The organism is Brevibacillus jepli (genome assembly GCF_047229145.1).
Classification (GTDB): Bacteria; Bacillota; Bacilli; order Brevibacillales; family Brevibacillaceae; genus Brevibacillus.
This window is the reverse complement of the sequence record NZ_JBFEFW010000004.1, coordinates 91,978-114,632: the sequence shown is the minus strand read 5'-3', so window position 1 is coordinate 114,632 and position 22,655 is coordinate 91,978. Positions and strand designations below refer to the sequence as shown.

The window sequence follows — 22,655 nt, the reverse complement described above, 5'->3', positions numbered from 1 at the left end:
GGTTACGTGCTACGATAGCAGTGAAGGAAAAAGGAGTGACTGAATATGAAACTGTTGTCCATCGAACCGACGCCGAGTCCAAACGTCATGAAGCTGAATGTAGACGAGCGTTTGCCGGATGGGGTCCAACATGTCTATACAAAGAAAGAAGCGAGTAAAGCACCAGAACTAATGAATAAGTTGCTTGCGATCGAAGGAGTTACCTCCATTTTTCATACCGCAGATTTTCTCGCGCTGGAGCGTAAATCCAATGCAGACTGGCAGCGTATTTTGACGGTCGCCCGCGAAGTCCTGCAAGTGGGCGGAGGTGCGGCTGTTCCTGACATGTCAGCAGAGGAAGCAGGGGCATTCGGAGAGGCGCAGGTGTATATTCAAATGTTCCGCGGTGTACCCATGCAGGTTAAGGTGACAATGGGAACGGAACAGATTCGTGCAGCGCTGCCAGAGCGTTTTGGACAGGCTGCCGTGCGTGCAGGCTCAGCGTCACCGAACCTCATCATGGAGCGCAAATGGGTCGAGCATGGCGTACGCTACGGCGATTTGCGCGAGATCGGTGAAGAGGTAGCATTGGAAGTCGATGCCTCGTATCCGGAGAGCCGTGTGGAAGAAATCGTTCAACAGGCTATGGCCCTCGGTCCTGGGGAAACGCCAGAGCCAGTCGTGCGTGAAAAGAAAGTCGTTACACTCGTGATGCTCGATGATCCGGATTGGCAAAAAAGATATGAAGCACTGGATCGAATGGAGCCTAGCGAAGAGGATTTACCCGTGTTGGAAAAAGCACTGCGCGATGTGAAGCCATCGATTCGCAGACTGGCAGTTGTTTATTTGGGCATGATCGGCGGCGATGACGTTTTCCCGTTGTTATTTGAAGCGCTCAAGGATGATTCTGTTTCTGTAAGACGGACTGCGGGAGATACCTTGTCTGATTTGGGTGACACGCGCGCGATTCTTCCGATGTGTGAAGCGTTGCAGGACAAGAACAAGCTGGTACGCTGGCGCGCTGCTCGCTATCTATTTGAGGTAGGGGATGACACCGCCTTGGAAGCGTTGCGTGCCGCACAGAACGATCCTGAGTTCGAAGTCAGCTTGCAAGTGCAGATGGCCGTACAACGGATTGAAAGTGGAGAGGCGGCTAGCGGTACAGTTTGGCAGCAAATGACGCGCCGAAACGATTAACGCGATTTTTCAAGAAGAAGAAAGCCCTCTATCAAGCAGTGACTTCCGAGTGGGAGGGCTGGTATAGAGGGCTTCTTTGTCGAGGTTACAGTTGCTGGATATACGACGAGCAGCGGGGCATACTGCTTCAGAGAGATCGGAAAACAAATGGATGGATCAGGTAAATATTGGTATCAGGCAGTATAAAAATAGACACAGTTCAATAATGGTTGACTTCCACCTTATCCATCCCTTAGACTAGGATAGGGTTTAGCTTATGTATTCAACATCGCTAGTGCGTAGGGGAGATTGTGTATGACAACCAATCACTATGACGTTGTTATTGTAGGTGCAGGACTTGCTGGTCTTTCCAGTGCCGCCTACTTGTCGTCGAAAGGCAAAAAAGTAGCAGTTTTGGAGCGCGGTCAATTGGGTGGACGTGCCGTTACACTGAAGATCAAAGGATTCAACTTCAACTTCGGTGCCCATGCCATTTATGCTCGCGATAGCTCCGTTTTGAGAACGTTTGAAAAAGAATTGGGACTGAACATCGATTGGCAAGATTTCAATCCGACAAAAGCTAAGTACGATATTGGTAGCGATCTGACTGCGGTTCCGGCCAATGTACAAGGTCTCTTCCAAACGAAGCTCTTAAAGGGTATGGACAAAGTATTGTTCACCTTTGAGATTTTGAAAACGATGCTTAAAATGGAAAAAGGTCATCCACATATGTCGATTCAAAAGTGGATGGAGAAAAAGCAAGTCAACGAAGATGTACAAGAAATGATGTTAACGCTTGCTTCTTCCAATTTCTTTACTCGTGAACCTGAGAAGATTCCTTCTGACGTATTCTTTTCTTACTACAGCCGTTTGTTTACCACAAATAAACCGGTAGCCTATATCGGTGGCGGTTGGCAGGCGTTGATCAATGAATTCGTGCGCGTGATTGAAGCAAATCAGGGCACCATTCTGATCAAAACCAAAGTAGAAAAGTTCCAAGTAGAGAATGATCGTGTAGTTGGAGTGGTGACACCGGAGGGCGAATTTACGGCTGACGAATTTATTTGCTGTATTCCGCCGAAGGAGATGGCGAAAGTCTTCACGGAGACTCGCCTTGAGCATGCGATTGCACAACATGCTGAATACGAGCCAACAGTCGTCATGGTGTATGACATTGGCTTGAAAGAGCGGATCGACGTACCGTTCTCCTACATCTACGACAAAGCAAACAATATTTTCATTACCGATATCTCGTATTATGACCGTACTTGTGTTCCTGAAGGCGGGCAGTTGCTGCAGGCGACCGCTTACATGCGTCAGGATGAAGTAGGGAACAAGGAAGCGGCTGATATCCGTAAGCAAGAGATTGAGAATTTGTATGACAAGCATTTCCCAGGCTGGCGTGAACAATTGGTTGTTCCGCGTGTGTCTGCTCGTGCAGTTGTACAGGAGATCAAATGGACGATGAATCAGAAGCCAATGCCTACTTTCCTTCCGGATTACCGCAACCTGTTCTTTGCAGGTGACTGGTGTGAAGGACAAGGCCAGCTGTCTGAACTGTCTTTCTCTAGCGCAATGAACGTTTCCAAGCTGATCTTGGAAAAAGAATAAGTCGATGACGAGCGGGTATTCCTTATAGAAGGGAATGCCCGCCTGTTTTTTCTCGTGAAAAAAAAGCCCGCCAATGATTCTGGCAGGCAGATGAATTACGCTTGGGCAGTGTAAGTGTGATAGACCAAATGTCCGATTTTCGCCATGACTTCGGCGGCCTCCTTTTGCTCAAGGCCCTTATTCAGGATGGACAGCGTGACAGCATGAGAACCGGTGTAGAGGATGCCTACATCATGCGTGATTTTGGTCACAGACCCAGTCTTGTTGGCGAATTCCCATTTCGGTATCATCCCGATAACTTCACCGTCTGGATCAGGCAAAAGGAAGGGGATGCGGTCACGGTGCTGCTGAGCCTTCAAGATGGCAATCATTTTCAAACAGCTGTCGTAGGAGATCACTTTTCCTGTTGCCAAGTATCGAAGGTGACTGCCCATATCCTTTGCCGTCACTTCATTGTAGCCTTCCAATTCGGCTGGTACGACCATGAGCTTGTTGTAGAAGTGGCTGTTTGTCATCCCGGTCTTTTGCATGGCGTTGCGGATGCTTTCTGTCCCTACGAGATCGATCAACATGTTCGTAGCCGTATTGTCACTTTGGATGATCATCAGAGTAACCAGATCGTGAATCGTAAATTCAGTGCCGGGAGTCATATGCTGAAGAACACCTGCGCCACCTACGAGATCCTCTGCCCGCAGCTTGATCTTGTCCTCTAATGCCAGTTTGCCTGCGTACGCTTCGGCAAATACGGCTGTCATAATCGGGACCTTGATCACACTCGCTGCATAAAAGCGTTGATCTTCGTTTATGGATAACGTTTCGCCGGATTGCAAATCTTCTAAAAAGATTCCCCATTCACCTCCTGCATCCTTGATCAGACTGGATATTTGGGCATAAAGACTGGATAACATGTAGACTCATCTCCTTTTGTTTCGATGTAGACAAAATTTTCTCAAGATAATATTATTTAGTCATGCTCCTAACAATCAAGAAGAATTATTCCGAATATGGGGGTTTTGCTGTGCATAAGTGGAAGAAACTATCATTTTGTGCTGTTCTACTAACGAGTTTAGCGTTTGCTGGTTGTGGAACACCGCAAGCAGGCACCACGGGGGAGACGACAGGTGCGAAGCAGGAGCAGACGAGCGCCCCCCAAACGATGCAGGTGAACCTGAATTCTGGTGAGCCGAGCACGATCGACCCTGGACTGGCAGAAGATATCCCTTCGATGTCTGTTGCCCGTGCAGCATTTGATGGCCTCCTGCGCTTGAATGAAAAAGGCGAGCTGAAAGAGGCGGTCGCAGAGAAGTATGAGGTATCCCCTGATGGTCTCACGTACACCTTCCATCTGCGGGATTCCAAATGGACCAATGGCGATGCAGTTACAGCTCATGACTTCGAGTATGCATGGAAACGGGTTCTCGATCCCAAAACCGCTTCCGGCTACGCGTACCAGATGTACTATTTGAAAAATGGGCAAGCCTTCAACGCCAACAAGGCCAAAGCCAAAGATGTCGGCGTAAAGGCTACAGACGACAAAACCTTGGTCGTGACGCTGGAAAACCCGGCACCGTTTTTCCCGGAACTGGTTGCGTCTGTCACCTATTTCCCGGTCAACAAAAAAGCGGTAGAGGGTAACAAAGAATGGGCTGCCAAGCCAGAGACGTACATTACGAACGGTCCATTCAGCTTGAAAAATTGGGAGCACAAATCAAAGATCGAATTTGAAAAGAACGATTCTTACTGGGACAAGGACGCTGTCAAATTGTCCAAGCTGACCTTTAACATGATTGAGGATGCCAATACGGAGCTGTCGATGTTTGAAAAAGGGGATCTGGATTGGGCAGGCTCACCACTGGGCGATTTGCCGCTTGATGCGCTGGATGCTCTGAAAGAATCCGGAAAGATGCAAGCTCAAGCGACAGCAGGTACGTACTGGTACATTTTCAATACGACGCAAAAGCCGTTTGACAACAAAAAAATTCGTCAGGCATTCGCTACGGCCGTCAATCGTCAGGAAATCTCCGATAATGTCGTACCATACAAGAGTACGCCAGCGACGGGTATTCTCCCGCCAACCATGGCACTTACACCAGAGGGCTTCATCAAAGACGGCGATGTAGAGACGGCGAAAAAGCTCTTGGCAGAAGGCATGAAAGAAGCGGGTATGACAGAGTTGCCACCGATCACGATTGCATACAATACGTCAGAGGTCAATTCGCGCATTGCGACAGTCATTCAGGATCAATGGCGCAAAGCATTTGGCATCGAAGTGAAACTGGTTAACAAAGAGAACAAGGTTCACCGCGAAGACATGAAGCAAGGGAACTTCACAATCGGTCGTGGTAGCTGGATTGGCGACTTCAACGATCCGATCAACTTCCTGGAAGTCTTCAAGGGTGGACTCAATACATCGAAATGGGAAAACAAGGAGTTCCTCGATCTGCTCGCTCAGTCTGCCAAAGAAGGGGATGTAGCGAAGCGTAAGGAAATCCTCAAGAAAGCAGAACAAATCGTCATGGATGAAATGCCGGCGTTGCCGATCTACTATTTCACCTATGCGTGGGTGAAGCAGGATAGCGTAAAAGATGTTGTGGTAGATGCGCTCGGGTTCATCGACTTCAAGTACGCATCCAATCAAAAGTAATCAAGAGTCTATGAGGGAGTGACTGGCGTGCGTCCGATCATTGGTGTGGCATGTACGAAAATGTATTTTCCGAAAAACGATCTCGACCAGTTTTTCTATGTAGGTTCAGGCTATGTAAACGGAATTGCTCGCAGTGGCGGTACTCCATTGATTTTGCCACTGTTGACGATTCAGGATGCTCCATTTCGTGAGATGATCGAATCACTGGACGGCTTGATTTTGTCCGGTGGTGAAGATCCTTCTCCGCATTTGTACGGGGAAGACCCGCTGCAAGGACTGGGCGATATCAATTACGAGAGAGACATCACCGAGCTTGAGATTATCAAGTATGCGCTGGAGCTGAAAAAGCCGATCCTGGGCATTTGTCGCGGGATGCAAATTTTGAATGTGGCGTGTGGCGGCACCCTCATTCAGGATATTCCGAGTCAAGTACCAGGAGCATTCCAGCATGCACAGAAGGGATCACGGCAATACGGGGCGCACAAGATTACGCTGCAGCCTGGCTTTGTAGCGGATGCCCTCGGGAAGACAGAGGTGCTTGTGAACACCTCTCACCACCAAGCAGTCAAAGACATAGCACCGGGCTTCAAAGTCACAGGATGCGCGGCTGACGGTGTGATCGAGGCGATGGAAAGCCTCGACGGGCTACATGTAGGCGTACAGTGGCATCCAGAGCGGATGTGGGCACACGACGACGACATGTTAAAGATTGCCGAGGCATTTGTTGCCCGGGTAAAGCAGCATAAGCTGCAAGCGGCTAAATAGAATAGATATGAGAGAACCGTTCTGGGATTGCCCAGAGCGGTTTTTTTGCATAAAGGAGGGCTTCTTTTTCTAGCAAAAAAGGGCGTTTCAACCATATTCCTTGCCACTTTATCTCCATAGTCTGTTGAAGAATACTTTTGGAGAAAGGAGGGCGGCATCTTGCGCATTCTGGTTATTGCTCCGGAGCAGCTACCGATTCCTCCCATTACGGGAGGCTCTGTTGAAACTTGCATTTACAATATTTTTCGGCGTATGGCGAGTCATGATTCCGTTACGATTATCAGTCGTGCTCACCCCAGACTGCCCGCAGTATCGTCATCTGGCAGGCTGAAAATCATCCGAATTCCGCAAAGAAACCGTTCATCCTATATTCGTGCTGCCTTGAGACGGGTAAGGGGACAATCCTTTGACATCATCCAGATTGAGAACAGACCCACATTCGTCCCCATTGTGCGAGCTGCTTTTCCCCGAACCCCGATTGTCCTGTCACTCCATTCTTTAACATTCATGTCCCAGCTTTCCCGTTCGAGAGTGAATGCCATTCTCTCGCAGGTACGAGGAGTGACCTCCGTCGTTTCCTTTGTTTCTCAGACGATGCGTAAGCGGTATCCTCGACATGCTTATAAGTTCAAAACCGCCATACTCGGTGTAAATACGAGCAAGTTCCGCCCCAGGACCCTCGCCTACAAGCAGGCGCTGCGGAGAAGATGGGGTGTCGGCAACAGGTACAATGTTCTGTTCGTAGGCAGGATCGTACCGATGAAGGGGCTTCACACACTTGTACGTGCCGTCGCGATATTGAAAAAGCGATATCCCAGAATGGGAATCGTCGCTGTCGGTGCGTCGTGGCCGGGAGTGAGCAAGCAAACGGCCTATATGCGTAAGGTACGTCAGTTGTCGCAAAGGCTCAACGTTCCGATTCGATTTACGGGCTATTTGCCGCCGTCCCAAATCCACAAGATGTATCATTTGGGGGATGTCTTCGCCTGTCCGACACAGTATCGGGAAGGCTTTGCGACAGTCAATTCAGAAGCGATGGCTTCCGGTATCCCTGTGATTGCCTCAAGAAGAGGAGGAATTTCCGAAGTCGTGAACAGTGGCAGTAGTGGACTGCTCGTACGGAATTATCTCAGTCCGCGAGCGTTTGCTCATGCTATTGCAAGAGTGAAGTCATCTCCTGGCTTAGCCAGAAGACTTGCCTATGGCGGTAGACAGCGAGTGAAAGCGCGATTCAGTTGGTACAATACCGTAGCCAAATTAAGAGGGCAGTACAGAGCGATCAGAAGCGGGAGAAAAATATGAAGGTGATGGTCACAGGTGGAGCCGGTTTCATTGGCTCCCATATCGTGCATTTACTTGTCTCAATGGGCATTGAGACAATCGTGATAGATAACTTTAGTACCGGACGCCTAGACCATCTTCCGGAAGGGATCAAGTATTACAAGGCCAATATCGTATCCATCAAAATCAGGGAAATATTCGCCGTGGAGAAACCAGAAATGGTCATTCATCAAGCGGCACAGGTAGATGTCCAAAAATCCGTTGCCGATCCATTTGGAGATGCGATGCAAAATTTGTTGGGGACCATCAACGTGTTGACCTGTTGCCGTGATTATGGAGTCGAGAAGATCATCTATGCTTCGTCCTGTGCTGTTTATGGAGAAACCCATACTATCAGTATTACAGAAGCCCACCCGATCCAGCCATTATCCTTCTATGGCTTATCGAAGTACAACGGCGAACAGTATGTCCGATTGTTTCAGCAAGTGTATGGTTTGCGTTATACCATTCTTCGCTATGCCAATGTGTACGGTCCAAGGCAAAGCAGTAATGGGGAAGGAGCGGTTATTCCGGTATTTATCACCAAGCTGTTGGCAGGAGAATCCCCAGTCATTTATGGAGAAGGTGTCCAAACGCGGGATTTTGTGTTTGTAACAGATGTGGCGCGTGCTAATTTTCTCGCCCTTCAACGAGGGGATAATACAACTGTAAACATTGGAACGAACAATAAAGCAAGCATCAATGAGCTGTACCAGATGATTGCCAATGCCCTGTCTTCCCCATTGCTCCCCGTTCATCAGCCTATGAAAAAGGGAGATCTTCTGTTCAGTTGCTTGCAGTGTGATCATGCAAATGAAGTCTTGGAATGGCAGCCCGGCATTGGATTAGAAGAAGGGCTCGGATCTACCATCAGATTTTACAAAGAAAGACGATAATTCATGACATCCCTACACAAAAACCTCGCGTATCGCAACAAATACGTGGGGTTTTTCAGTGTTAGCGTGGTGAAACAAGGATAAATGACAGGCAGAATCGAACTTCACGTAAGAAATGAATTTCGACATTCTGGCATCCCCAGTAAACTTGGTTTAGAGGTGAGAGAAATGTTACAAGTCGGAACGACCGCGCCGGTCTTTAGGGCGACCAGCACAAAAGGACCCATAGATCTCCAAGAACATATCGGCAGAGAAAATATCGTCCTCATTTTCTATCCGGGAGATGATACCCCGATTTGTACGAAGCAGCTGTGTGCTGTTCAGGATCACTACACCAAAATCGAGAAAGCAGATACAGTTGTTTTCGGTGTCAATCCAGGTCGGATGGACAAGAAGCGCTCGTTCGCAGAAAAGTTTCGCTATGAATTTCCATTGATCATGGATGAAGATGAAGCCATTCGCAAAGCGTACGATGTCGGAAAGGTTCTCGGTTTGTTTTTCCAGCAACGCATTGTGTACATCATCGGAAAAAACGGAAAAATTTTATATGCCAAAAAAGGGAACCCGCCGGTGTCTGAGCTGCTACAGGTAATTGAAAACCAAGCCTAGGACGTTCTTGCTTGCGTCGATCGAAGAAAACAGGGATAATAGAAATGAGAATGTATGTTTGGTGGGTATCCCTATGAAAAAAATTCTTCACTTGGATATTGACGCATTTTTCGCGAGTGTAGAGCAGCTGGATCGCCCGGAATTGCGCGGGAAGCCAGTCATTGTTGGCGGAACCGGCAATCGCGGTGTTGTATCGACCTGCAGCTACGAGGCACGCAAATACGGTGTACGCTCTGCTATGCCTGTAGCCATGGCGAGGAAAAAATGTCCGCAAGGCTTTTATTTGCCGGTCCGTTATAGCCGATACATCGAAAAGTCTGCGGAAGTCAGACAGATTTTTACCTCATATACAGAGCGCTATCAGACGGTGGGGCTAGATGAGGCTTATTTAGATGTTTCCCATTATGACAATGCAGTTCCCATCGCGCGCGATATTAAGAGACGGATCAAACGAGAGACGGGACTTACCTGTAGCATTGGGCTTTCCTATAATATGTCGTTAGCCAAGATTGCCAGTGACCTGAAAAAGCCGGACGCCTTCGTGATCATCAGACCGGAGCAAGCATTGGATGTGCTGAGGTTACTACCGATCGGTACCTTGCATGGAGTCGGCAAAAAATCGCAGGAGCTTCTCGCCAAGAAAGGCATCGAAACAGTAGAAGATTTTTGGCGGCTTACGCTCGACGAAGCAACCACTTTATTCGGCAAGTTCGGTCGCTCCCTTTATTACCGTGCAAGAGGGGAGGACAATCGCGAAATCGAAATGGATCGTGCCCCGAAATCACTAAGCCGTGAAACGACGCTACCCTTCGACTTATTCGACAGGGAAGTAATTGCTCCGATCGCCACCTCACTATTGCGCGAGGTCGAAGAGGACATCCGTGAAGAAGGGGTCGAGCCACAGACGATTACGCTGAAAATCAAGTACACAGATTTTACCCAACGGACCAAGCAGCACAAGGCTGTGGCTGGCGCCAACTGGCAGGAGCTGTTGGACGATTTGCTTGACGCCTTTGATTACGCAGCTGGTGTTCGACTGGTGGGAGTAGGTTTTTCTAATTTTGCCGAGCAACAAGGGGAGAGGTACGAACAACTCTCGATGTTTTCCTGGAAGCTTGGGAAGTAAGGAGGGTGAGCGGTGGAGACAGAGAATCCCTTTCATTGCTGTGCGACCTGTATTCATTTTCGCGTGGAGAAAGGAACGGGAGGAGTCAGCTATCGTTGTTCTCGTCTTACCTATGAGACGCGTCCTGACTATCGATTCCAATGCTGGACCCCGACGGAGAGGGTCAAGCGTTTGATGGAAGCACGGAAAAGCCAACCATAGGCACAAAAAGCGGCACCCCCTTCGTCAGAATCGACAGAGGGGGTGCCTTTTCGTTTAAGTAGTAAGGTCGAGCACCATCACTTCTTCCGGTCCATCCATCTCGCCATTTGAGAAAAAGCCGAGCGACTCATACAGCTTGCGAGCTGGCTCGTTTTCAGGGTGGATGCTCAAGTAAAGGCGGACACAATTGTAGCGTCTAGATATATCTTCTATAAGTAAGCGCAGGAACTTTTTTGCGTAGCCTTTCCCCTGATGGCTGGCATCAATCATAAAACGATCCAGCCAAATTCGGCCATTCTCTACCTCGATTCCGTGCATGGCATAACCGACAGCGATGTCCTTGTCATACAGACCGCATGATATCCATTCCGGTTCGAATCCCGATTGGGCGATGGAAAAAGCGTTGCTCTCGATGAAGGAGAGCTGACCTTCCGTTACAGTCAAACAGGCAATTTGGCGCCAATTTTCTTTCGTAATTTCACGAATAGACAAACTCAAAGTTTCATCTCGCTTTCATTCGTAGAGAATCGGGATGCTCTTTTTGCTATCAACTGCAAGAACAGTAGAATTCCAAAGCCAAGGATGGCCGCTGCAACAATAAGGAGGGCAGAGGACACAGGCAGTAAATCCGTCAGTATCCCGCCAGCCAGTGGACCTGCAACCATTCCGATTCCGTGGAACATATTAAAGAGTGAATAAGCCGTCCCGTATGCGCCGCTTCCACCCTGGTCAATAATGGCTCCCAACGTCGCCAGGGTTGGCGATAAGGTGAAGCCAATGCTTGCACCGACCAATGCCATCGCGATCATTGCCTGCCAGAGGGAGTCAGCCCACGCCAAGAATGGTAGGAAGACTGCCAACGTCATGATCCCGCCAAACATCAGTTTATACGGATTAAAACGACTGGAGAGTGAGCCAGCCACTGGGGCAATCAGTCCGTATGCGAGTGTCATGACCCCAAACATTAGACCAATGGTTGTCGGCGTCATGCTGAGCTTCTCAGTAAAGTATACGGGCAGAGTCGGTTCCAGCAAACAAAGGGAAATCTCAGCCAGCAAGACGATTCCTGCGATAAAGACGACCTGTGGATTGCGGATGAATCCGCCCACATTGAGCTTTTCGCTGACGGTTCGCGTCGCGTCTTCCTTCAGGAACAAGTAGACGAGCACAATATTGATCAGCGTAAAGGCTGCAGCTGCCAGGAAAGGCATACGGTGGTCACTGATTTCAAACAACCATCCACCAATTGGCGCTCCGAGCAAGGTTCCAGTCGAAATCGCAGTCAATGCCATTCCCATAACAGCTCCGCGCATTTTCGGAGGGAACAGATCGGCGAGCAAGGCTAGGGCAGTTGGCCAGGTAGCCGCAGCAGAGATACCTTGCACAAAACGGGCGGTAATCAATAAGCCCATCGTCTCAGAAAAAGCAAACAATAATGTAGAGGCGGCGAGTCCAAGCAAGCCGACCAAAAGCATGGTACGTCTGCCAACCCGATCAGAGATGGGCCCGAAAATCGGTGTAGCAATGAGCATCGCGATGGCGTAACTGCTAAACAGCACGCCCATCATGGTGGAGGAGGGCTGCAACGTTTCCGTGAAATAAGGAACAATCGGAATCAACAAGCTGTACAGAAGCATGTCGATGAACAAAATTAGGATGACAAACAAAAGACCTGTCCGTTGTTGTTTGGTCATTTGCGTGAAAATAGACATAATGTAACACCTCTCAACTATAAAAACTATTTTTGTTTTATTAGTTTTCTTGTGGAAAATGATTTCGTGGCCTTCCCATAATGAATGACCACGAGTGATATGCTACCTTTTATTCGTTGGCACCAATCCGAACAATAGGACATCGACAATGGCGGAAAGCGCCTCTGAGACAGTAATCTGGTTTTTCATGTAAAAACGCTGATCGAGTGTGGAATTGAGGGCATCGACAATCACCTTCATCATGAGTGTAACGTTCATATTGACGATTTGTCCTTCTCGAATGCCCTGCTCGATGAGTACGCGCAGTGTTTGCCAATCCTCGGATAAAGAAGCCTCGACATGGGCATATTGCTCAGGATAATACCGCTTCATCTGTTCGAGAATGCGCAAATCATAAAATTCATAGTGTGTTGGTAAAACCATCATGACGCCTTTGATTTTATCAATAAGAGACAGACTGTCGTCTGCGAGAATTTGCTCTGTTTTTTCATCGCCCTCTTCAAAGGACTGTTGAATGATTGTTTCCAGAATTTCTACCTTGGATGAGAAATGCTCGTATAGGGTACGTTTGCTAATACCCAGCCGTTTAGCCAAATCATCCATGGAAAATTTCATGCCTTTATCTCGAATCTCTTCAATAAAACCTTTCATGATCCGGTCTTTAATTGCAATCAACCCCTGACGAAACCATCGATGATAAAACTGTAAAAACAAAAACAGTTTTCTTGGTAACATCATTTTACTCAGGATCAAAGAACAATGCAAGGGGTGTCAATGCTTTTTGTTTTGCAACTGAGTGGTCGATTATGGTATAGTAGGTGCCGAAATCGCGGTTGATTGCTTCACATCATTTGGAGGTGCCCCGTGTTTTTAGAGAAGCTGATGCCTAGTCAGTTCGTCGAATCAATCCATCACATTGACATAGATCAATTGAAACGAAATAAGATCCGTGCGGTGATTACAGACTTGGACAATACGTTGGTGGAATGGGACAGGCCACATGCAACCCAAGAGGTCATCAACTGGCTTGCTCGTTTGCACGATGCAGGTATTCAGGTCACTGTTGTATCCAACAACAACAAGGAGCGTGTAGACCGCTTCTGTTCACCATTAGACCTCGGGTTTATTTGGGCGGCGAAGAAGCCGACGAATCGTGCCTTTTTGCAGGCAGTGCGGCAGATGAATGTTACCATCGCTGAGACTGTTGTCATTGGCGATCAATTGTTTACCGATGTGCTGGGAGGGAATCGACTAGGGTTTCATACGATCCTGGTTGTTCCCGTTGCCCAGACGGATGGTTTTTGGACGCGCTTTAATCGTCAGATGGAGCGTGTGGCCCTTATTTGGATGGAGAGGAAAGGAATGGTTTCGTGGAGGAGAAAAGCATGACGGAACAAATGCATGGCTCTTGTGCTGGATGTGGGATTGCCATTCAGACAGCTGACGAGAAAAAGCCTGGCTATGCACCTGAATCCGCGCTTGGCAGAAAGGTTGTTATTTGTCAGCGCTGTTATCGGATCAAGCATTATAATGAAGTAGCCCCGGTAGGAATGGGCGATGACGACTTCCTCAAAATTTTGGACGGCATCGGCTCTACGCAGGCGCTTGTTGTGATGGTTGTCGATATTTTTGATTTTCAAGGCTCCTGGCTCAGGGGGCTGCCACGCTTTGTCGGGAATAACCCGATTTTGCTCGTGGGCAACAAGGTCGATTTACTGCCAAGAAACATCAACCTGAACCGCGTACGCAACTGGATGCAGCACGAAGCGAAAGAACGCGGATTGCGCCCGGAGGATGTCGTCCTTATTAGTGCGCAAAAAGGGCTTCACATTGACGAGCTGTTAAATCGCATCGGCGAGCTGCGCAAAGGCCGCGATGTTTACATTGTAGGTGTGACCAACGTAGGGAAATCGACTATGATCAATCGCATCTTGCATGACTACGGTGCGGCTGAGCTGGAGATTACCACTTCGCCATTCCCAGGTACGACGCTGGACAAAATCGAGATTCCACTCGAGGACGGCCGCTCCATTTTCGATACACCAGGAATTATCAATCGTGATCAGATCGGACACATGGTATCCCCGTCTGACCTCCGAAAGATTACACCGACCAGCCGTATCAACTCCAAGGTATATCAGCTCGACGATGGTCAAACCCTCTTTTTGGGTGGTTTAGCTCGCATCGACTTTGTACGCGGAGAGAGACAGCCGTTGATCGTCTACGTGGATAACGACCTGTATATTCATCGGACGAAGCTGGAAAAAGCGGACGAAGTGATGGAAAAGCATCACGGAACCTTGCTGGTACCACCGACAGGGGAGGAAGCTGCGAAGGCACTTCCGCCGTTTGTGAAGCATACCTTCAAAATCAACAAGTCCACCACGACGACTGACATCGTGATTTCCGGTTTGGGCTGGGTAAGCATCCAAGGGAAGCACGAAGCCAGTATAGTCGTGCATGCACCTAAAGGAGTAAGTGTCGGGATGCGCAAAGGGCTGATCTAGCTCTACGAAAAAAGTCGAGTTAGCCTTGCCCCTTGCCATAAGCTATAGAGAGACGTCTGGGGAGGAAAAGCTCCATGATTACAAGCAAAACACAGCTGGTTGGCCTGTTTGGGCATCCAGTTTCCCACTCGCAATCACCGATGATGCACAATACGGCTTTTTCAGAGACCGGGTTGGGGTTTGCCTATGCTGCATTCGACGTTGTACCGGAAAATCTCGAAGATGCAGTCGCAGGTATTCGCGCATTAGGCTTGAAAGGGGTTAACGTCACCATCCCCCACAAGGTCGCGATCATGCCGATGCTGGATGAAATCGATCCGCTTGCGAAACGAATCGGTGCCGTTAATACGGTCGTCGCTCGTGAGGGAAGGTTGATCGGCTACAACACAGATGGCATGGGCTATGTTCGTTCGCTTGTGGAAGAGACAGGTATCGTTCTCGAAAAGCAAGTGGTAACCATGGTAGGGGCTGGAGGCGCGGCGCGTGCAGTGGCGTTTACCTTGGCTGAAAAGGGTGTAAAAGAAATACGCATCATCAATCGTTCCCGGGAAAGAGCCGCGATTTTGGCTGAGCATGTCGGGACGCTTGTACCTACGAAAATCGTAGAACAGGGTGGGGGAGCGGCTGCCATTGCAGACTCTTCGCTGTTGATCAATACGACTTCCATCGGGATGCTGCCCAACGTACAGGAAACACCAGTTCCAGCAGAGTGGCTTCATTCTGATTTAACGGTGAGCGATCTGATTTACAACCCGCTCGAAACGCGTCTGCTCAAAGAAGCGCGTGCAATCGGTGCTACGGTTCATTCCGGAATCGGCATGTTCGTGAATCAAGGAGCACTTGCTTTTGAGCTGTGGACAGGCGAACGAGCACCAACTGAGGTTATGCGCAAGGTCGTCTTGCAACAATTAAAGAAAACAACCTGATCATTCATGATTGCAGGATATAAAAGGAGGCATGCCGATGTTGACCGGCAAGCAAAAGCGCTTTTTGCGCGCAGAAGCACACCATCTCACCCCGATTTTCCAGGTAGGAAAAGGCGGCGTAAACGAAAATATGATTACCCAGATCAAAGAAGCGTTGGAAGTACGTGAATTGATCAAGGTAGCGATCTTGCAAAACAATAATGACGATAAACATCAAGTGGCAGAAGATTTGGCGGCAGGTGCAGGAGCACAACTCGTGCAGCTGATCGGCCATACGGTTGTCTTGTACAAAGAGTCCCGGGAGAACAAGACGATCAAGCTGCCATAAGCCACCTACATGCGATGAGACAGCCAATCAAGCAAGTAGGGATCATGGGGGGAACGTTCGACCCAATTCATTGTGGTCATTTGCTTGCGGCCGAACAAGCCCGAGAGCAGGCTGGATTGGATGAAGTCTGGTTTATGCCAACACACGTTCCTCCGCACAAAAAAAGAGAGAGTCTGACACTGGCGCATCACCGCTTGCAAATGGTTCAGCTTGCAGTCTCTGATCATGAGGCGTTTCGTGTGACGGATGTGGAGTTCACAAGAGAAGGTCCATCCTACACATATGACACGATGGTTCAGCTAATCAGGCAGTTCCCGGATTGCCGTTTTTCCTTTATCATGGGGGGAGATATGGTAAAAATCTTGCCCAAATGGTACCAGTACCAAGAGCTGATTCATATGGTACGCTTTATAGGTCTAGCGAGGCCTGGAACCGAACTGGACCGGGAGTCGAGCGAGAACGTCACGCTTGTGGAGATGCCTGTGTGGGACATTTCCTCCACGATGATTCGCGAGAAGGCAGCTGCCGGGAAAAGCATCCGTTATCTTGTACCTGATGCCGTGGAGTGTTATATAAAGGAGAACCGATTCTATGAAACTTTTGGATAATCGGGAAGAGCTTCTCGTCCGCGTGCGACAACAAATGCATGAAAAACGCTACAAGCACACGCTAGGGGTGGCCCAGTCAGCTCGCGAGCTGGCAGAGCGATTTGGGGCTGACCCTGACAAAGCCGAGCTCGCTGGTCTATTGCACGATTACTGTAAGTGCTGGCCTGTTGAAAAAATGTTCGAGATTCTCGTTCGCCACGATATGCCAACAGAGCTGTTGGAAGGAGAAAAAGAGCTGTGGCACGCCTTCGCTGCAGCGATTGTCATCCAAACCGATCTGGGCGTGACGGATACGGATATTCTACAAGCCGTTCGTTACCATACGACCGGTCGCGCTGGGATGTCTCTGTTAGAAAAAGTCGTCTGTGTGGCAGACTATATAGAACCGAACCGAAATTACCCTGGTGTCGATTTTATTCGCGCCAAAGCCAAGCATGACTTGGATGCCGCCTTGGCACTTGCCTTGGGAGGCACGATTCAATTTTTGATAGAGAAGCAAAAGACGGTTTTCCCGTTGACATTGACCGCATATAACGATTTGATTTCCCGCAAAGGGAGAGAAGGAGGGTTTTAATGGTTAAAACAGTAGAAGATTTGGCTCAATTGGTAGTGAAGGCAGCAGAGGACAAGAAGGCAGAGAATTTGAAGGTGCTCGATATTAAAAAGCTTTCCGTGATCGCGGACTACTTCATGATTTGCCACGGGAACAATGAACGTCAAGTACAGGCAATTGTTCGCGAAATTCGTGATCAAGCCCACAAAAATGGCTTTGACGTTCGCGGCATCGAGGGCGCAGATGAAGGTCGCTGGGTACTGGTTGATCTGGGCGATATCGTGATTCACGTATTCCATCGCGAAGATCGTGAATTCTACAACCTGGAGCGCCTGTGGAAGGATGCAGAGGAAGTTTCCTTCAGCGTGCAAGGGTAAGAACAGATGGCATATGCACACATGGCCGCTGTATATGACAGGCTGATGGCGGATACCCCTTATGACCAATGGCTCGATTGGGTCGAGCGTAATTGGGCAAAGGGAGAGAAGCCGGTGCGGGTCATAGATCTTGGCTGTGGGACGGGTACCATAGCGATCCCACTCGCCAAGCGGGGATACCGTGTCACGGGTGTGGACCTGTCCACTGAAATGCTCGCGATCGCCTATGATAAAATGAGGCAGGAGCAAGTGGATGTGTCGTGGGTCGAGCAGGATATGCGGGAGCTTTCCTTGCCTGAAGCGGATGCGGTCATCTCTTTGTGTGATTCATTGAGCTACCTGACTGAGGAGGCGGATGTGCAGGAAACGTTCAAGCGCGTTTTCGCTCATCTCGCGCCTGGTGGGAGCTTTCTGTTTGATGTGCACAGTCCGTATAAGATGCTGCACATTTTCGGAGATGAGACGTTCACACACGTAGACGATGAAGTTTCGTACATTTGGCAATGTTTTTGCGACCCGCTGCGACTGGAAGTAGAGCATCAGCTAACGTTTTTCATACGTCAGTCAAACGGATTGTTTGAGCGGATGGAGGAAGAGCATTGGCAACGGGCTTATCAGCCTGTCCAATTGATGCGCTGGCTGACAGATGCCGGTTTCACAGACATTGTCATCACGGCTGATTATTCAGATATGCCGCCACAAGAAGCAAGCGAGCGCCTATTTTTTTCAGCCCGCAAGCCGAAAAGTTTGACATGATTGGTTCGGATTGACTATAATGGCGTTATAACTACAGATTTCGACGCGTTTAAGAGGAATAGTAGGAATATGATCCGAGAATCCACAGAGAGTTGACGGATGGTGCAAGTCAACCCGGAAATATCTGAACTCACCTCCCAGCACTTGCCCCCAAGGCCATTCAAGCAATGGTTGAGTAAGGGTGAGCGGCTTGTCCCCGATACGGATGAAACAAGTGGGTGAATGCATGTCATTTGCCAATCTGGGTGGTACCGCGGGAATGTAAATAACCTCTCGTCCCTGTCGTAAGAGCGATAAGGGATGTGGGGTTTTCTTTATTTTCACCTATTTTAAGATGGGAGTGCTTTACCATGGTATTCAGTCATCGCAATGTCGAAAAGAAGTGGCAGCAATATTGGGAGCAGAACAAGACCTTCAAAACCTCCGAGGATGAGGGCAAGAAAAAGTTTTACGCACTCGACATGTTCCCGTATCCATCCGGTGCTGGACTGCACGTAGGACATCCGGAAGGCTATACGGCTACTGATATTTTGTCCCGCATGAAGCGGATGCAAGGATATAACGTTCTCCATCCAATGGGCTGGGATGCGTTTGGTTTGCCAGCCGAGCAATACGCGCTCGATACAGGAAACGATCCGGCCGAATTCACGGAGCACAATATTAACACCTTCCGTCGCCAAATCAAGTCGCTCGGGTTTTCCTACGACTGGGATCGCGAAATTAATACAACGGATCCGCATTACTACAAGTGGACACAGTGGATTTTTACGAAGCTGTATGAACACGGCTTGGCTTATATTGACGAGGTAGCTGTAAACTGGTGCCCTGCTTTGGGAACCGTATTGGCGAACGAAGAAGTCATTGACGGAAAAAGTGAGCGTGGCGGACACCCAGTAGAACGCCGCCCAATGAAGCAATGGGTCTTGAAAATTACAGCGTATGCCGAAAGACTCTTGGCTGACCTGGATGAACTGGATTGGCCAGAGAGCATCAAGGAAATGCAACGCAACTGGATCGGTCGTTCTGAAGGGGCAGAAGTAACCTTTGGTATCGAGGGTCATGACGAAAGCTTTACTGTCTTTACAACTCGTCCAGACACACTCTACGGCGCGACCTATGCGGTACTGGCTCCTGAGCACAAGCTGGTTGAGCAAATTACCGTGCCTGCTCAAAAAGAAGCAGTGGAAGCGTATCTGGAGCAAGCAAAACGCAAGAGCGATCTGGAGCGTACAGATTTGGCGAAAGAAAAGACAGGGGTATTTACCGGAGCATATGCGATCAACCCGGTAAACGGTGAGCGTCTGCCGATCTGGATTGCAGATTACGTACTGATCAGCTACGGAACAGGCTCCATCATGGCGGTTCCTGCGCATGATGAACGCGACTATGAGTTCGCGAAAACATTTGATCTGCCAATCAAGCAAGTAATTGCTGGTGGAGACATCTCCAAAGAAGCGTATGCAGGTGACGGGGAGCACATCAACTCCGGCATGCTCGATGGCTTGAACAAAGAACAGGCTATCAGCAAAATGATCGAGTGGCTGGAAGCGGAAGGCAAAGGAAATCGCAAGGTAACGTACCGTCTGCGCGACTGGCTGTTCAGCCGCCAACGCTACTGGGGTGAGCCTATTCCGATTCTCCATCTGGAAGATGGCACGATGAAGGTCGTTCCAGAATCCGAACTGCCAATCGTACTGCCAAAAACAAAAGAAATCAAGCCATCCGGTACAGGTGAATCGCCATTGGCAAACATCTCGGATTGGGTAAACACCGTCGATCCGGAAACAGGCATGAAAGCGCGCCGTGAGACCAACACCATGCCACAATGGGCGGGTAGCTGCTGGTACTTCCTGCGCTTCATCGATCCGCACAACGACAAGGCTTTGGCTGATCCTGACAAGCTGAAAGAATGGTTGCCAATCGACATTTACATTGGCGGTGCTGAGCACGCGGTACTGCATTTGCTCTACTCTCGCTTCTGGCACAAATTCCTGTACGATATCGGTGTCGTGCCGACCAAGGAACCATTCCAAAAGCTGTTCAACCAAGGAATGATCCTGGGTGAAAACAACGAGAAAATGAGTAAGTCCAAAGGCAACGTCGTAAACCCAGACGATATCATCAACAGCCATGGTGCCGACACACTGCGTATGTACGAAATGTTCATGGGACCACTGGATGCTTCCATCGCTTGGTCTACAAAAGGCTTGGATGGCGCACGTCGCTTCCTTGACCGTGTATATCGCCTGTACGTAAATGACAGCGGTCAGTTGAACGAAAAAATCATGGATACGTCCAAAGTCGCTGGCATGGAGCGCGTTTACCACCAGACCGTGAAAAAAGTAACGGAAGATTACGAGGGCCTGCGCTTCAATACAGGTATCTCCCAGCTGATGGTATTCGTAAACGATGCGTACAAAGCAGAAGTTCTGCCGAAGAAATACATGGAGGACTTCGTGAAAATGCTGTCTCCAATCGCTCCGCACTTGGGTGAAGAGCTGTGGGAAAAACTGGGCCACAGCGAGAGCCTGGCATACGAAGCATGGCCTACGTATGACGAAGCGAAGCTGGTAGAAGACGAGGTAGAAATCGTCCTGCAAATTAACGGCAAAAACAAAGAGAAACTGCTGATCGCTTCTGATTCCACCAAAGAACAAATGGAAGAGATGGCGAAAAACAACGAGATGATTAAAGAGCTGATCGAAGGAAAAACGATCGTCAAAGTCATCGCTGTTCCTGGCAAGCTGGTAAATATCGTCATTCGTTAAGGGAAGAGCTGGATGGCATAAAAGAGGAGTGGAGCCTGTGAGTGACAGGTATCCACTCCTTTTTTGTAGGTAATCCCTTCTTCTTTTCGAACTAATGAGGCTGATTGCTCAAAAAACGTGCCACGTGCTCCTGATCCTCAACAAATTTTGCCTGTGTACGACGAAATACTTGAGCGAAAAGACCAGGAATACCATCTTGCAAAGGTATGAGACCTTCGCCAGTGATTCCACCGGGTACGCAGACCCTTTTTTGCAGCGTAGGGAGAGTAAATGCCTCTTCACGCAAAAGATCAGCGATTCCAATTAACATTTGCGTGGTCATGTATGTAGCCGCTTCTTCCGAAATACCGGTTTCCTCAACAGCCTCATGAATCATCTGCTGCAAAATGTAGCTAATAAAGGCGGGACCGCAACTGGCAATGTCAGAGGTAATTCGTAAAAAAGGCTCTGAAATCTCAATAGGAGTGCTGATGTGAGCAAACAGATTATGAACAAAATGACGCTGCTCCTGCTGGATACGCGCTCCAAATTCACAAAGGCTGACGCCACTCTTTACTGCATTCGTAATAGAAGGAACTACTCTGGCGACTGGGCATGGGACTTGAGACTCCAAATGGGCAAGCTTGATTGGGCTGGTGATCGTAATCAACAGATGATCTGGTGTTAACACAGAAGTAATTTGTTCGAGCAGTACACTATATTCCAGTGGTTTGACGCACAGCATGATCGTCGTAGCTTCTCTGGCCAAATCCGCATTGCTTCCTGCGACAATGAGCCCGGGATGTTTTTCTGCCAGTAGATGTGCTTTCGCAGGGGTCCGGTTACTGATCATGACCTGACCGGGAGACAAGGCTTTGGCTGACAGCAAAGATTCGATCAAGATACTGCCCATGCTGCCCGTACCAATGAATCCAATTTTATCCATGGGCATACCTCCCTCCAATATTCTTTTCCCATTCTATGTGGGAGTGAGTATGAACATGACCGGATGATCAGGCACTCATTGAACCACGAGCCGGTCCTTTATGCGACTGTACATTTTCTCACCGATACCCTCGATCTGTTTTAAATCATCAGCTGAACGAAATGGCCCTTGCTTTGTTCGGTAGTCTACGATTGCCTTCGCACGAGCTTCTCCAATTCCTGGAAGAATCATGAGCTCTTCGACTGTTGCCGAGTTGAGATTAATGGCTGTGGAGCCACCAGTGTCGGAGGAGGGGGTGGCAGGCTGTACAAGTCCAAGGGATGTGGGGGCAGAAACAGGCGAGCTCGTCCCTTTCTTCGGGATGACAAGGGCAGCTCCGTCTGTGAGAGGCTGAGCCAAGTTGATCTGGACAATGTCTGCATCAGGCAGCGCTCCTCCTGCCTTTTCGATGGCGTTTGCGACACGCATACCAGGCTCAAACTGGTACAAGCCAGGATTCTTTACTTGTCCTTTTACATCGACATAGAGAGGAAGGGGGAGGGGCTCCTTATCTTGTTCTTTTGGTGATGTAGATTTTACAGGCTTGCTAGCATGAGTAACTGTTGAAGAATTCGCTTGATCTTTTGATTCTGGATTCGAAGCTGCATAAGCAGGAGTGTGCAGCGGTAGTTCGTCAGTCTTATGCGATTGGTCGCGTTGATAAAGCCAAAAGCTAGCAGCCACAAACACTACAGCTGCCGTTAGTAAAATAACACGTCGATATCGTTCCCACCATTCCAGCACCATAACAAAAACCCTCCCTTGCTTCACGTAGCCATACGCTGTAGAGAGAACTTGTTCTCTATCCACGATGCTAAGAAAAGTAAGG

At 48.9% G+C, this 22,655-nt stretch carries 24 protein-coding genes and 1 other annotated feature; of the genes, 18 read left to right on the top strand and 6 right to left on the bottom strand.

Features of this window, described 5'->3' with window-relative positions; genetic code table 11:
* Window positions 1–45 precede the first annotated feature (45 nt).
* Window positions 46–1,176 (top strand): virulence factor, encoded by a 1,131-nt coding sequence (locus AB1L17_RS06050; RefSeq protein WP_412843794.1) that lies wholly within the window; start codon window positions 46–48, stop codon window positions 1,174–1,176.
* 294 nt (window positions 1,177–1,470) lie between these two features.
* Window positions 1,471–2,766, top strand: a complete 1,296-nt coding sequence (locus tag AB1L17_RS06045) for a phytoene desaturase family protein (RefSeq protein ID WP_412843795.1) — start codon at window positions 1,471–1,473, stop codon at window positions 2,764–2,766.
* Window positions 2,767–2,861: 95 nt separating this feature from the next.
* Here the strand turns inward: AB1L17_RS06045 and AB1L17_RS06040 are convergent, their stop codons facing one another.
* Window positions 2,862–3,674, bottom strand: a complete 813-nt coding sequence (locus AB1L17_RS06040; protein ID WP_412843796.1) for a serine hydrolase — start codon at window positions 3,672–3,674, stop codon at window positions 2,862–2,864.
* 110 nt (window positions 3,675–3,784) lie between these two features.
* On the opposite strand from AB1L17_RS06040, the gene AB1L17_RS06035 reads away from it, so the two are divergent.
* The 7 genes from AB1L17_RS06035 (at window position 3,785) to AB1L17_RS06005 (ending at window position 10,327) form a co-directional block, all read left to right on the top strand.
* Complete coding sequence (locus AB1L17_RS06035; RefSeq protein WP_412843797.1) at window positions 3,785–5,410, top strand: peptide ABC transporter substrate-binding protein; 1,626 nt, start codon at window positions 3,785–3,787, stop codon at window positions 5,408–5,410.
* Between the two features lie 27 nt (window positions 5,411–5,437).
* Window positions 5,438–6,175: a gamma-glutamyl-gamma-aminobutyrate hydrolase family protein gene (locus AB1L17_RS06030; protein WP_412843798.1), complete on the top strand. Its 738-nt coding sequence runs from the start codon at window positions 5,438–5,440 to the stop codon at window positions 6,173–6,175.
* 159 nt (window positions 6,176–6,334) lie between these two features.
* Entirely contained in the window at window positions 6,335–7,477 is a 1,143-nt protein-coding gene (locus AB1L17_RS06025; RefSeq protein ID WP_412843799.1) for a glycosyltransferase family 4 protein, read from the top strand.
* Window positions 7,474–8,391, top strand: a complete 918-nt coding sequence (locus tag AB1L17_RS06020; protein ID WP_412843800.1) for an NAD-dependent epimerase/dehydratase family protein — start codon at window positions 7,474–7,476, stop codon at window positions 8,389–8,391. Before AB1L17_RS06025 ends, AB1L17_RS06020 begins: the two co-directional genes overlap by 4 nt.
* A gap of 168 nt (window positions 8,392–8,559) precedes the next feature.
* Window positions 8,560–9,000 carry a peroxiredoxin gene (locus AB1L17_RS06015; RefSeq protein WP_412843801.1) on the top strand — a complete coding sequence of 147 codons (441 nt, stop codon included), beginning with the start codon at window positions 8,560–8,562 and terminating at the stop codon, window positions 8,998–9,000.
* A 73-nt stretch (window positions 9,001–9,073) separates the two neighbouring features.
* Window positions 9,074–10,126 (top strand): DNA polymerase IV, encoded by a 1,053-nt coding sequence (locus tag AB1L17_RS06010; RefSeq protein ID WP_412843802.1) that lies wholly within the window; start codon window positions 9,074–9,076, stop codon window positions 10,124–10,126.
* A gap of 12 nt (window positions 10,127–10,138) precedes the next feature.
* Window positions 10,139–10,327, top strand: coding sequence for a hypothetical protein (locus AB1L17_RS06005; protein WP_412843803.1), 189 nt, complete (start codon window positions 10,139–10,141; stop codon window positions 10,325–10,327).
* Window positions 10,328–10,381: 54 nt separating this feature from the next.
* Here AB1L17_RS06005 and AB1L17_RS06000 read toward each other — a convergent pair whose 3' ends face one another.
* From AB1L17_RS06000 to AB1L17_RS05990, 3 genes are all read right to left on the bottom strand, one after another.
* Window positions 10,382–10,825, bottom strand: coding sequence for a GNAT family N-acetyltransferase (locus tag AB1L17_RS06000; RefSeq protein ID WP_412843804.1), 444 nt, complete (start codon window positions 10,823–10,825; stop codon window positions 10,382–10,384).
* Window positions 10,822–12,039, bottom strand: a complete 1,218-nt coding sequence (locus AB1L17_RS05995) for an MFS transporter (protein WP_412843805.1) — start codon at window positions 12,037–12,039, stop codon at window positions 10,822–10,824. The genes AB1L17_RS06000 and AB1L17_RS05995 overlap by 4 nt, the downstream gene beginning before the upstream one ends.
* Window positions 12,040–12,141: 102 nt before the next feature.
* Window positions 12,142–12,690: a TetR/AcrR family transcriptional regulator gene (locus AB1L17_RS05990; protein WP_412843902.1), complete on the bottom strand. Its 549-nt coding sequence runs from the start codon at window positions 12,688–12,690 to the stop codon at window positions 12,142–12,144.
* Between the two features lie 213 nt (window positions 12,691–12,903).
* On the opposite strand from AB1L17_RS05990, the gene AB1L17_RS05985 reads away from it, so the two are divergent.
* From AB1L17_RS05985 to leuS, 9 genes are all read left to right on the top strand, one after another.
* A complete protein-coding gene (locus AB1L17_RS05985) occupies window positions 12,904–13,428 on the top strand; it encodes a YqeG family HAD IIIA-type phosphatase (protein WP_412843806.1) in 525 nt (174 codons plus the stop codon).
* On the top strand, window positions 13,425–14,546 hold the full coding sequence (yqeH, locus tag AB1L17_RS05980) for a ribosome biogenesis GTPase YqeH (RefSeq protein WP_412843807.1): 1,122 nt from the start codon (window positions 13,425–13,427) through the stop codon (window positions 14,544–14,546). Before AB1L17_RS05985 ends, yqeH begins: the two co-directional genes overlap by 4 nt.
* A gap of 74 nt (window positions 14,547–14,620) precedes the next feature.
* Window positions 14,621–15,472, top strand: a complete 852-nt coding sequence (locus tag AB1L17_RS05975; RefSeq protein ID WP_412843808.1) for a shikimate dehydrogenase — start codon at window positions 14,621–14,623, stop codon at window positions 15,470–15,472.
* Window positions 15,473–15,509: 37 nt separating this feature from the next.
* On the top strand, window positions 15,510–15,800 hold the full coding sequence (gene yhbY / locus AB1L17_RS05970; protein ID WP_412843809.1) for a ribosome assembly RNA-binding protein YhbY: 291 nt from the start codon (window positions 15,510–15,512) through the stop codon (window positions 15,798–15,800).
* Window positions 15,801–15,814: 14 nt separating this feature from the next.
* Complete coding sequence (locus AB1L17_RS05965) at window positions 15,815–16,408, top strand: nicotinate-nucleotide adenylyltransferase (RefSeq protein ID WP_412843810.1); 594 nt, start codon at window positions 15,815–15,817, stop codon at window positions 16,406–16,408.
* Complete coding sequence (yqeK, locus tag AB1L17_RS05960; RefSeq protein WP_412843811.1) at window positions 16,392–16,982, top strand: bis(5'-nucleosyl)-tetraphosphatase (symmetrical) YqeK; 591 nt, start codon at window positions 16,392–16,394, stop codon at window positions 16,980–16,982. The genes AB1L17_RS05965 and yqeK overlap by 17 nt, the downstream gene beginning before the upstream one ends.
* On the top strand, window positions 16,982–17,338 hold the full coding sequence (gene rsfS / locus AB1L17_RS05955; protein WP_412843812.1) for a ribosome silencing factor: 357 nt from the start codon (window positions 16,982–16,984) through the stop codon (window positions 17,336–17,338). Before yqeK ends, rsfS begins: the two co-directional genes overlap by 1 nt.
* Before the next feature lie 6 nt (window positions 17,339–17,344).
* Window positions 17,345–18,094 carry a class I SAM-dependent DNA methyltransferase gene (locus AB1L17_RS05950; protein WP_412843813.1) on the top strand — a complete coding sequence of 250 codons (750 nt, stop codon included), beginning with the start codon at window positions 17,345–17,347 and terminating at the stop codon, window positions 18,092–18,094.
* 39 nt (window positions 18,095–18,133) lie between these two features.
* Window positions 18,134–18,378, top strand: a binding site (T-box leader).
* Between the two features lie 66 nt (window positions 18,379–18,444).
* Window positions 18,445–20,862, top strand: a complete 2,418-nt coding sequence (gene leuS, locus AB1L17_RS05945) for a leucine--tRNA ligase (protein WP_412843814.1) — start codon at window positions 18,445–18,447, stop codon at window positions 20,860–20,862.
* A 91-nt stretch (window positions 20,863–20,953) separates the two neighbouring features.
* On the opposite strand, the gene comER is transcribed toward leuS, so the two are convergent.
* Together comER and AB1L17_RS05935 are read right to left on the bottom strand one after the other, a co-directional pair.
* Entirely contained in the window at window positions 20,954–21,787 is an 834-nt protein-coding gene (gene comER / locus AB1L17_RS05940) for a late competence protein ComER (RefSeq protein ID WP_412843815.1), read from the bottom strand.
* 75 nt (window positions 21,788–21,862) lie between these two features.
* Complete coding sequence (locus AB1L17_RS05935; RefSeq protein ID WP_412843816.1) at window positions 21,863–22,573, bottom strand: helix-hairpin-helix domain-containing protein; 711 nt, start codon at window positions 22,571–22,573, stop codon at window positions 21,863–21,865.
* Window positions 22,574–22,655: the final 82 nt, after the last annotated feature.

Excerpts from the sequence above, each read along its gene's own strand:
- AB1L17_RS06050 (WP_412843794.1), top strand. The coding sequence starts at position 46 with ATGAAACTGTTGTCCATCGAACCGACGCCGAGTCCAAACGTCATGAAG.
- AB1L17_RS06045 (WP_412843795.1), top strand. The coding sequence starts at position 1,471 with ATGACAACCAATCACTATGACGTTGTTATTGTAGGTGCAGGACTTGCT.
- AB1L17_RS06040 (WP_412843796.1), bottom strand. The coding sequence starts at position 3,674 with ATGTTATCCAGTCTTTATGCCCAAATATCCAGTCTGATCAAGGATGCA.
- AB1L17_RS06020 (WP_412843800.1), top strand. The coding sequence starts at position 7,474 with ATGAAGGTGATGGTCACAGGTGGAGCCGGTTTCATTGGCTCCCATATC.
- AB1L17_RS06015 (WP_412843801.1), top strand. The coding sequence starts at position 8,560 with ATGTTACAAGTCGGAACGACCGCGCCGGTCTTTAGGGCGACCAGCACA.
- AB1L17_RS06010 (WP_412843802.1), top strand. The coding sequence starts at position 9,074 with ATGAAAAAAATTCTTCACTTGGATATTGACGCATTTTTCGCGAGTGTA.
- AB1L17_RS05995 (WP_412843805.1), bottom strand. The coding sequence starts at position 12,039 with ATGTCTATTTTCACGCAAATGACCAAACAACAACGGACAGGTCTTTTG.
- AB1L17_RS05990 (WP_412843902.1), bottom strand. The coding sequence starts at position 12,690 with ATGAAAGGTTTTATTGAAGAGATTCGAGATAAAGGCATGAAATTTTCC.
- yqeH (WP_412843807.1), top strand. The coding sequence starts at position 13,425 with ATGACGGAACAAATGCATGGCTCTTGTGCTGGATGTGGGATTGCCATT.
- AB1L17_RS05975 (WP_412843808.1), top strand. The coding sequence starts at position 14,621 with ATGATTACAAGCAAAACACAGCTGGTTGGCCTGTTTGGGCATCCAGTT.
- yhbY (WP_412843809.1), top strand. The coding sequence starts at position 15,510 with ATGTTGACCGGCAAGCAAAAGCGCTTTTTGCGCGCAGAAGCACACCAT.
- AB1L17_RS05965 (WP_412843810.1), top strand. The coding sequence starts at position 15,815 with ATGAGACAGCCAATCAAGCAAGTAGGGATCATGGGGGGAACGTTCGAC.
- yqeK (WP_412843811.1), top strand. The coding sequence starts at position 16,392 with ATGAAACTTTTGGATAATCGGGAAGAGCTTCTCGTCCGCGTGCGACAA.
- rsfS (WP_412843812.1), top strand. The coding sequence starts at position 16,982 with ATGGTTAAAACAGTAGAAGATTTGGCTCAATTGGTAGTGAAGGCAGCA.
- AB1L17_RS05950 (WP_412843813.1), top strand. The coding sequence starts at position 17,345 with ATGGCATATGCACACATGGCCGCTGTATATGACAGGCTGATGGCGGAT.
- leuS (WP_412843814.1), top strand. The coding sequence starts at position 18,445 with ATGGTATTCAGTCATCGCAATGTCGAAAAGAAGTGGCAGCAATATTGG.
- comER (WP_412843815.1), bottom strand. The coding sequence starts at position 21,787 with ATGGATAAAATTGGATTCATTGGTACGGGCAGCATGGGCAGTATCTTG.
- AB1L17_RS05935 (WP_412843816.1), bottom strand. The coding sequence starts at position 22,573 with ATGGTGCTGGAATGGTGGGAACGATATCGACGTGTTATTTTACTAACG.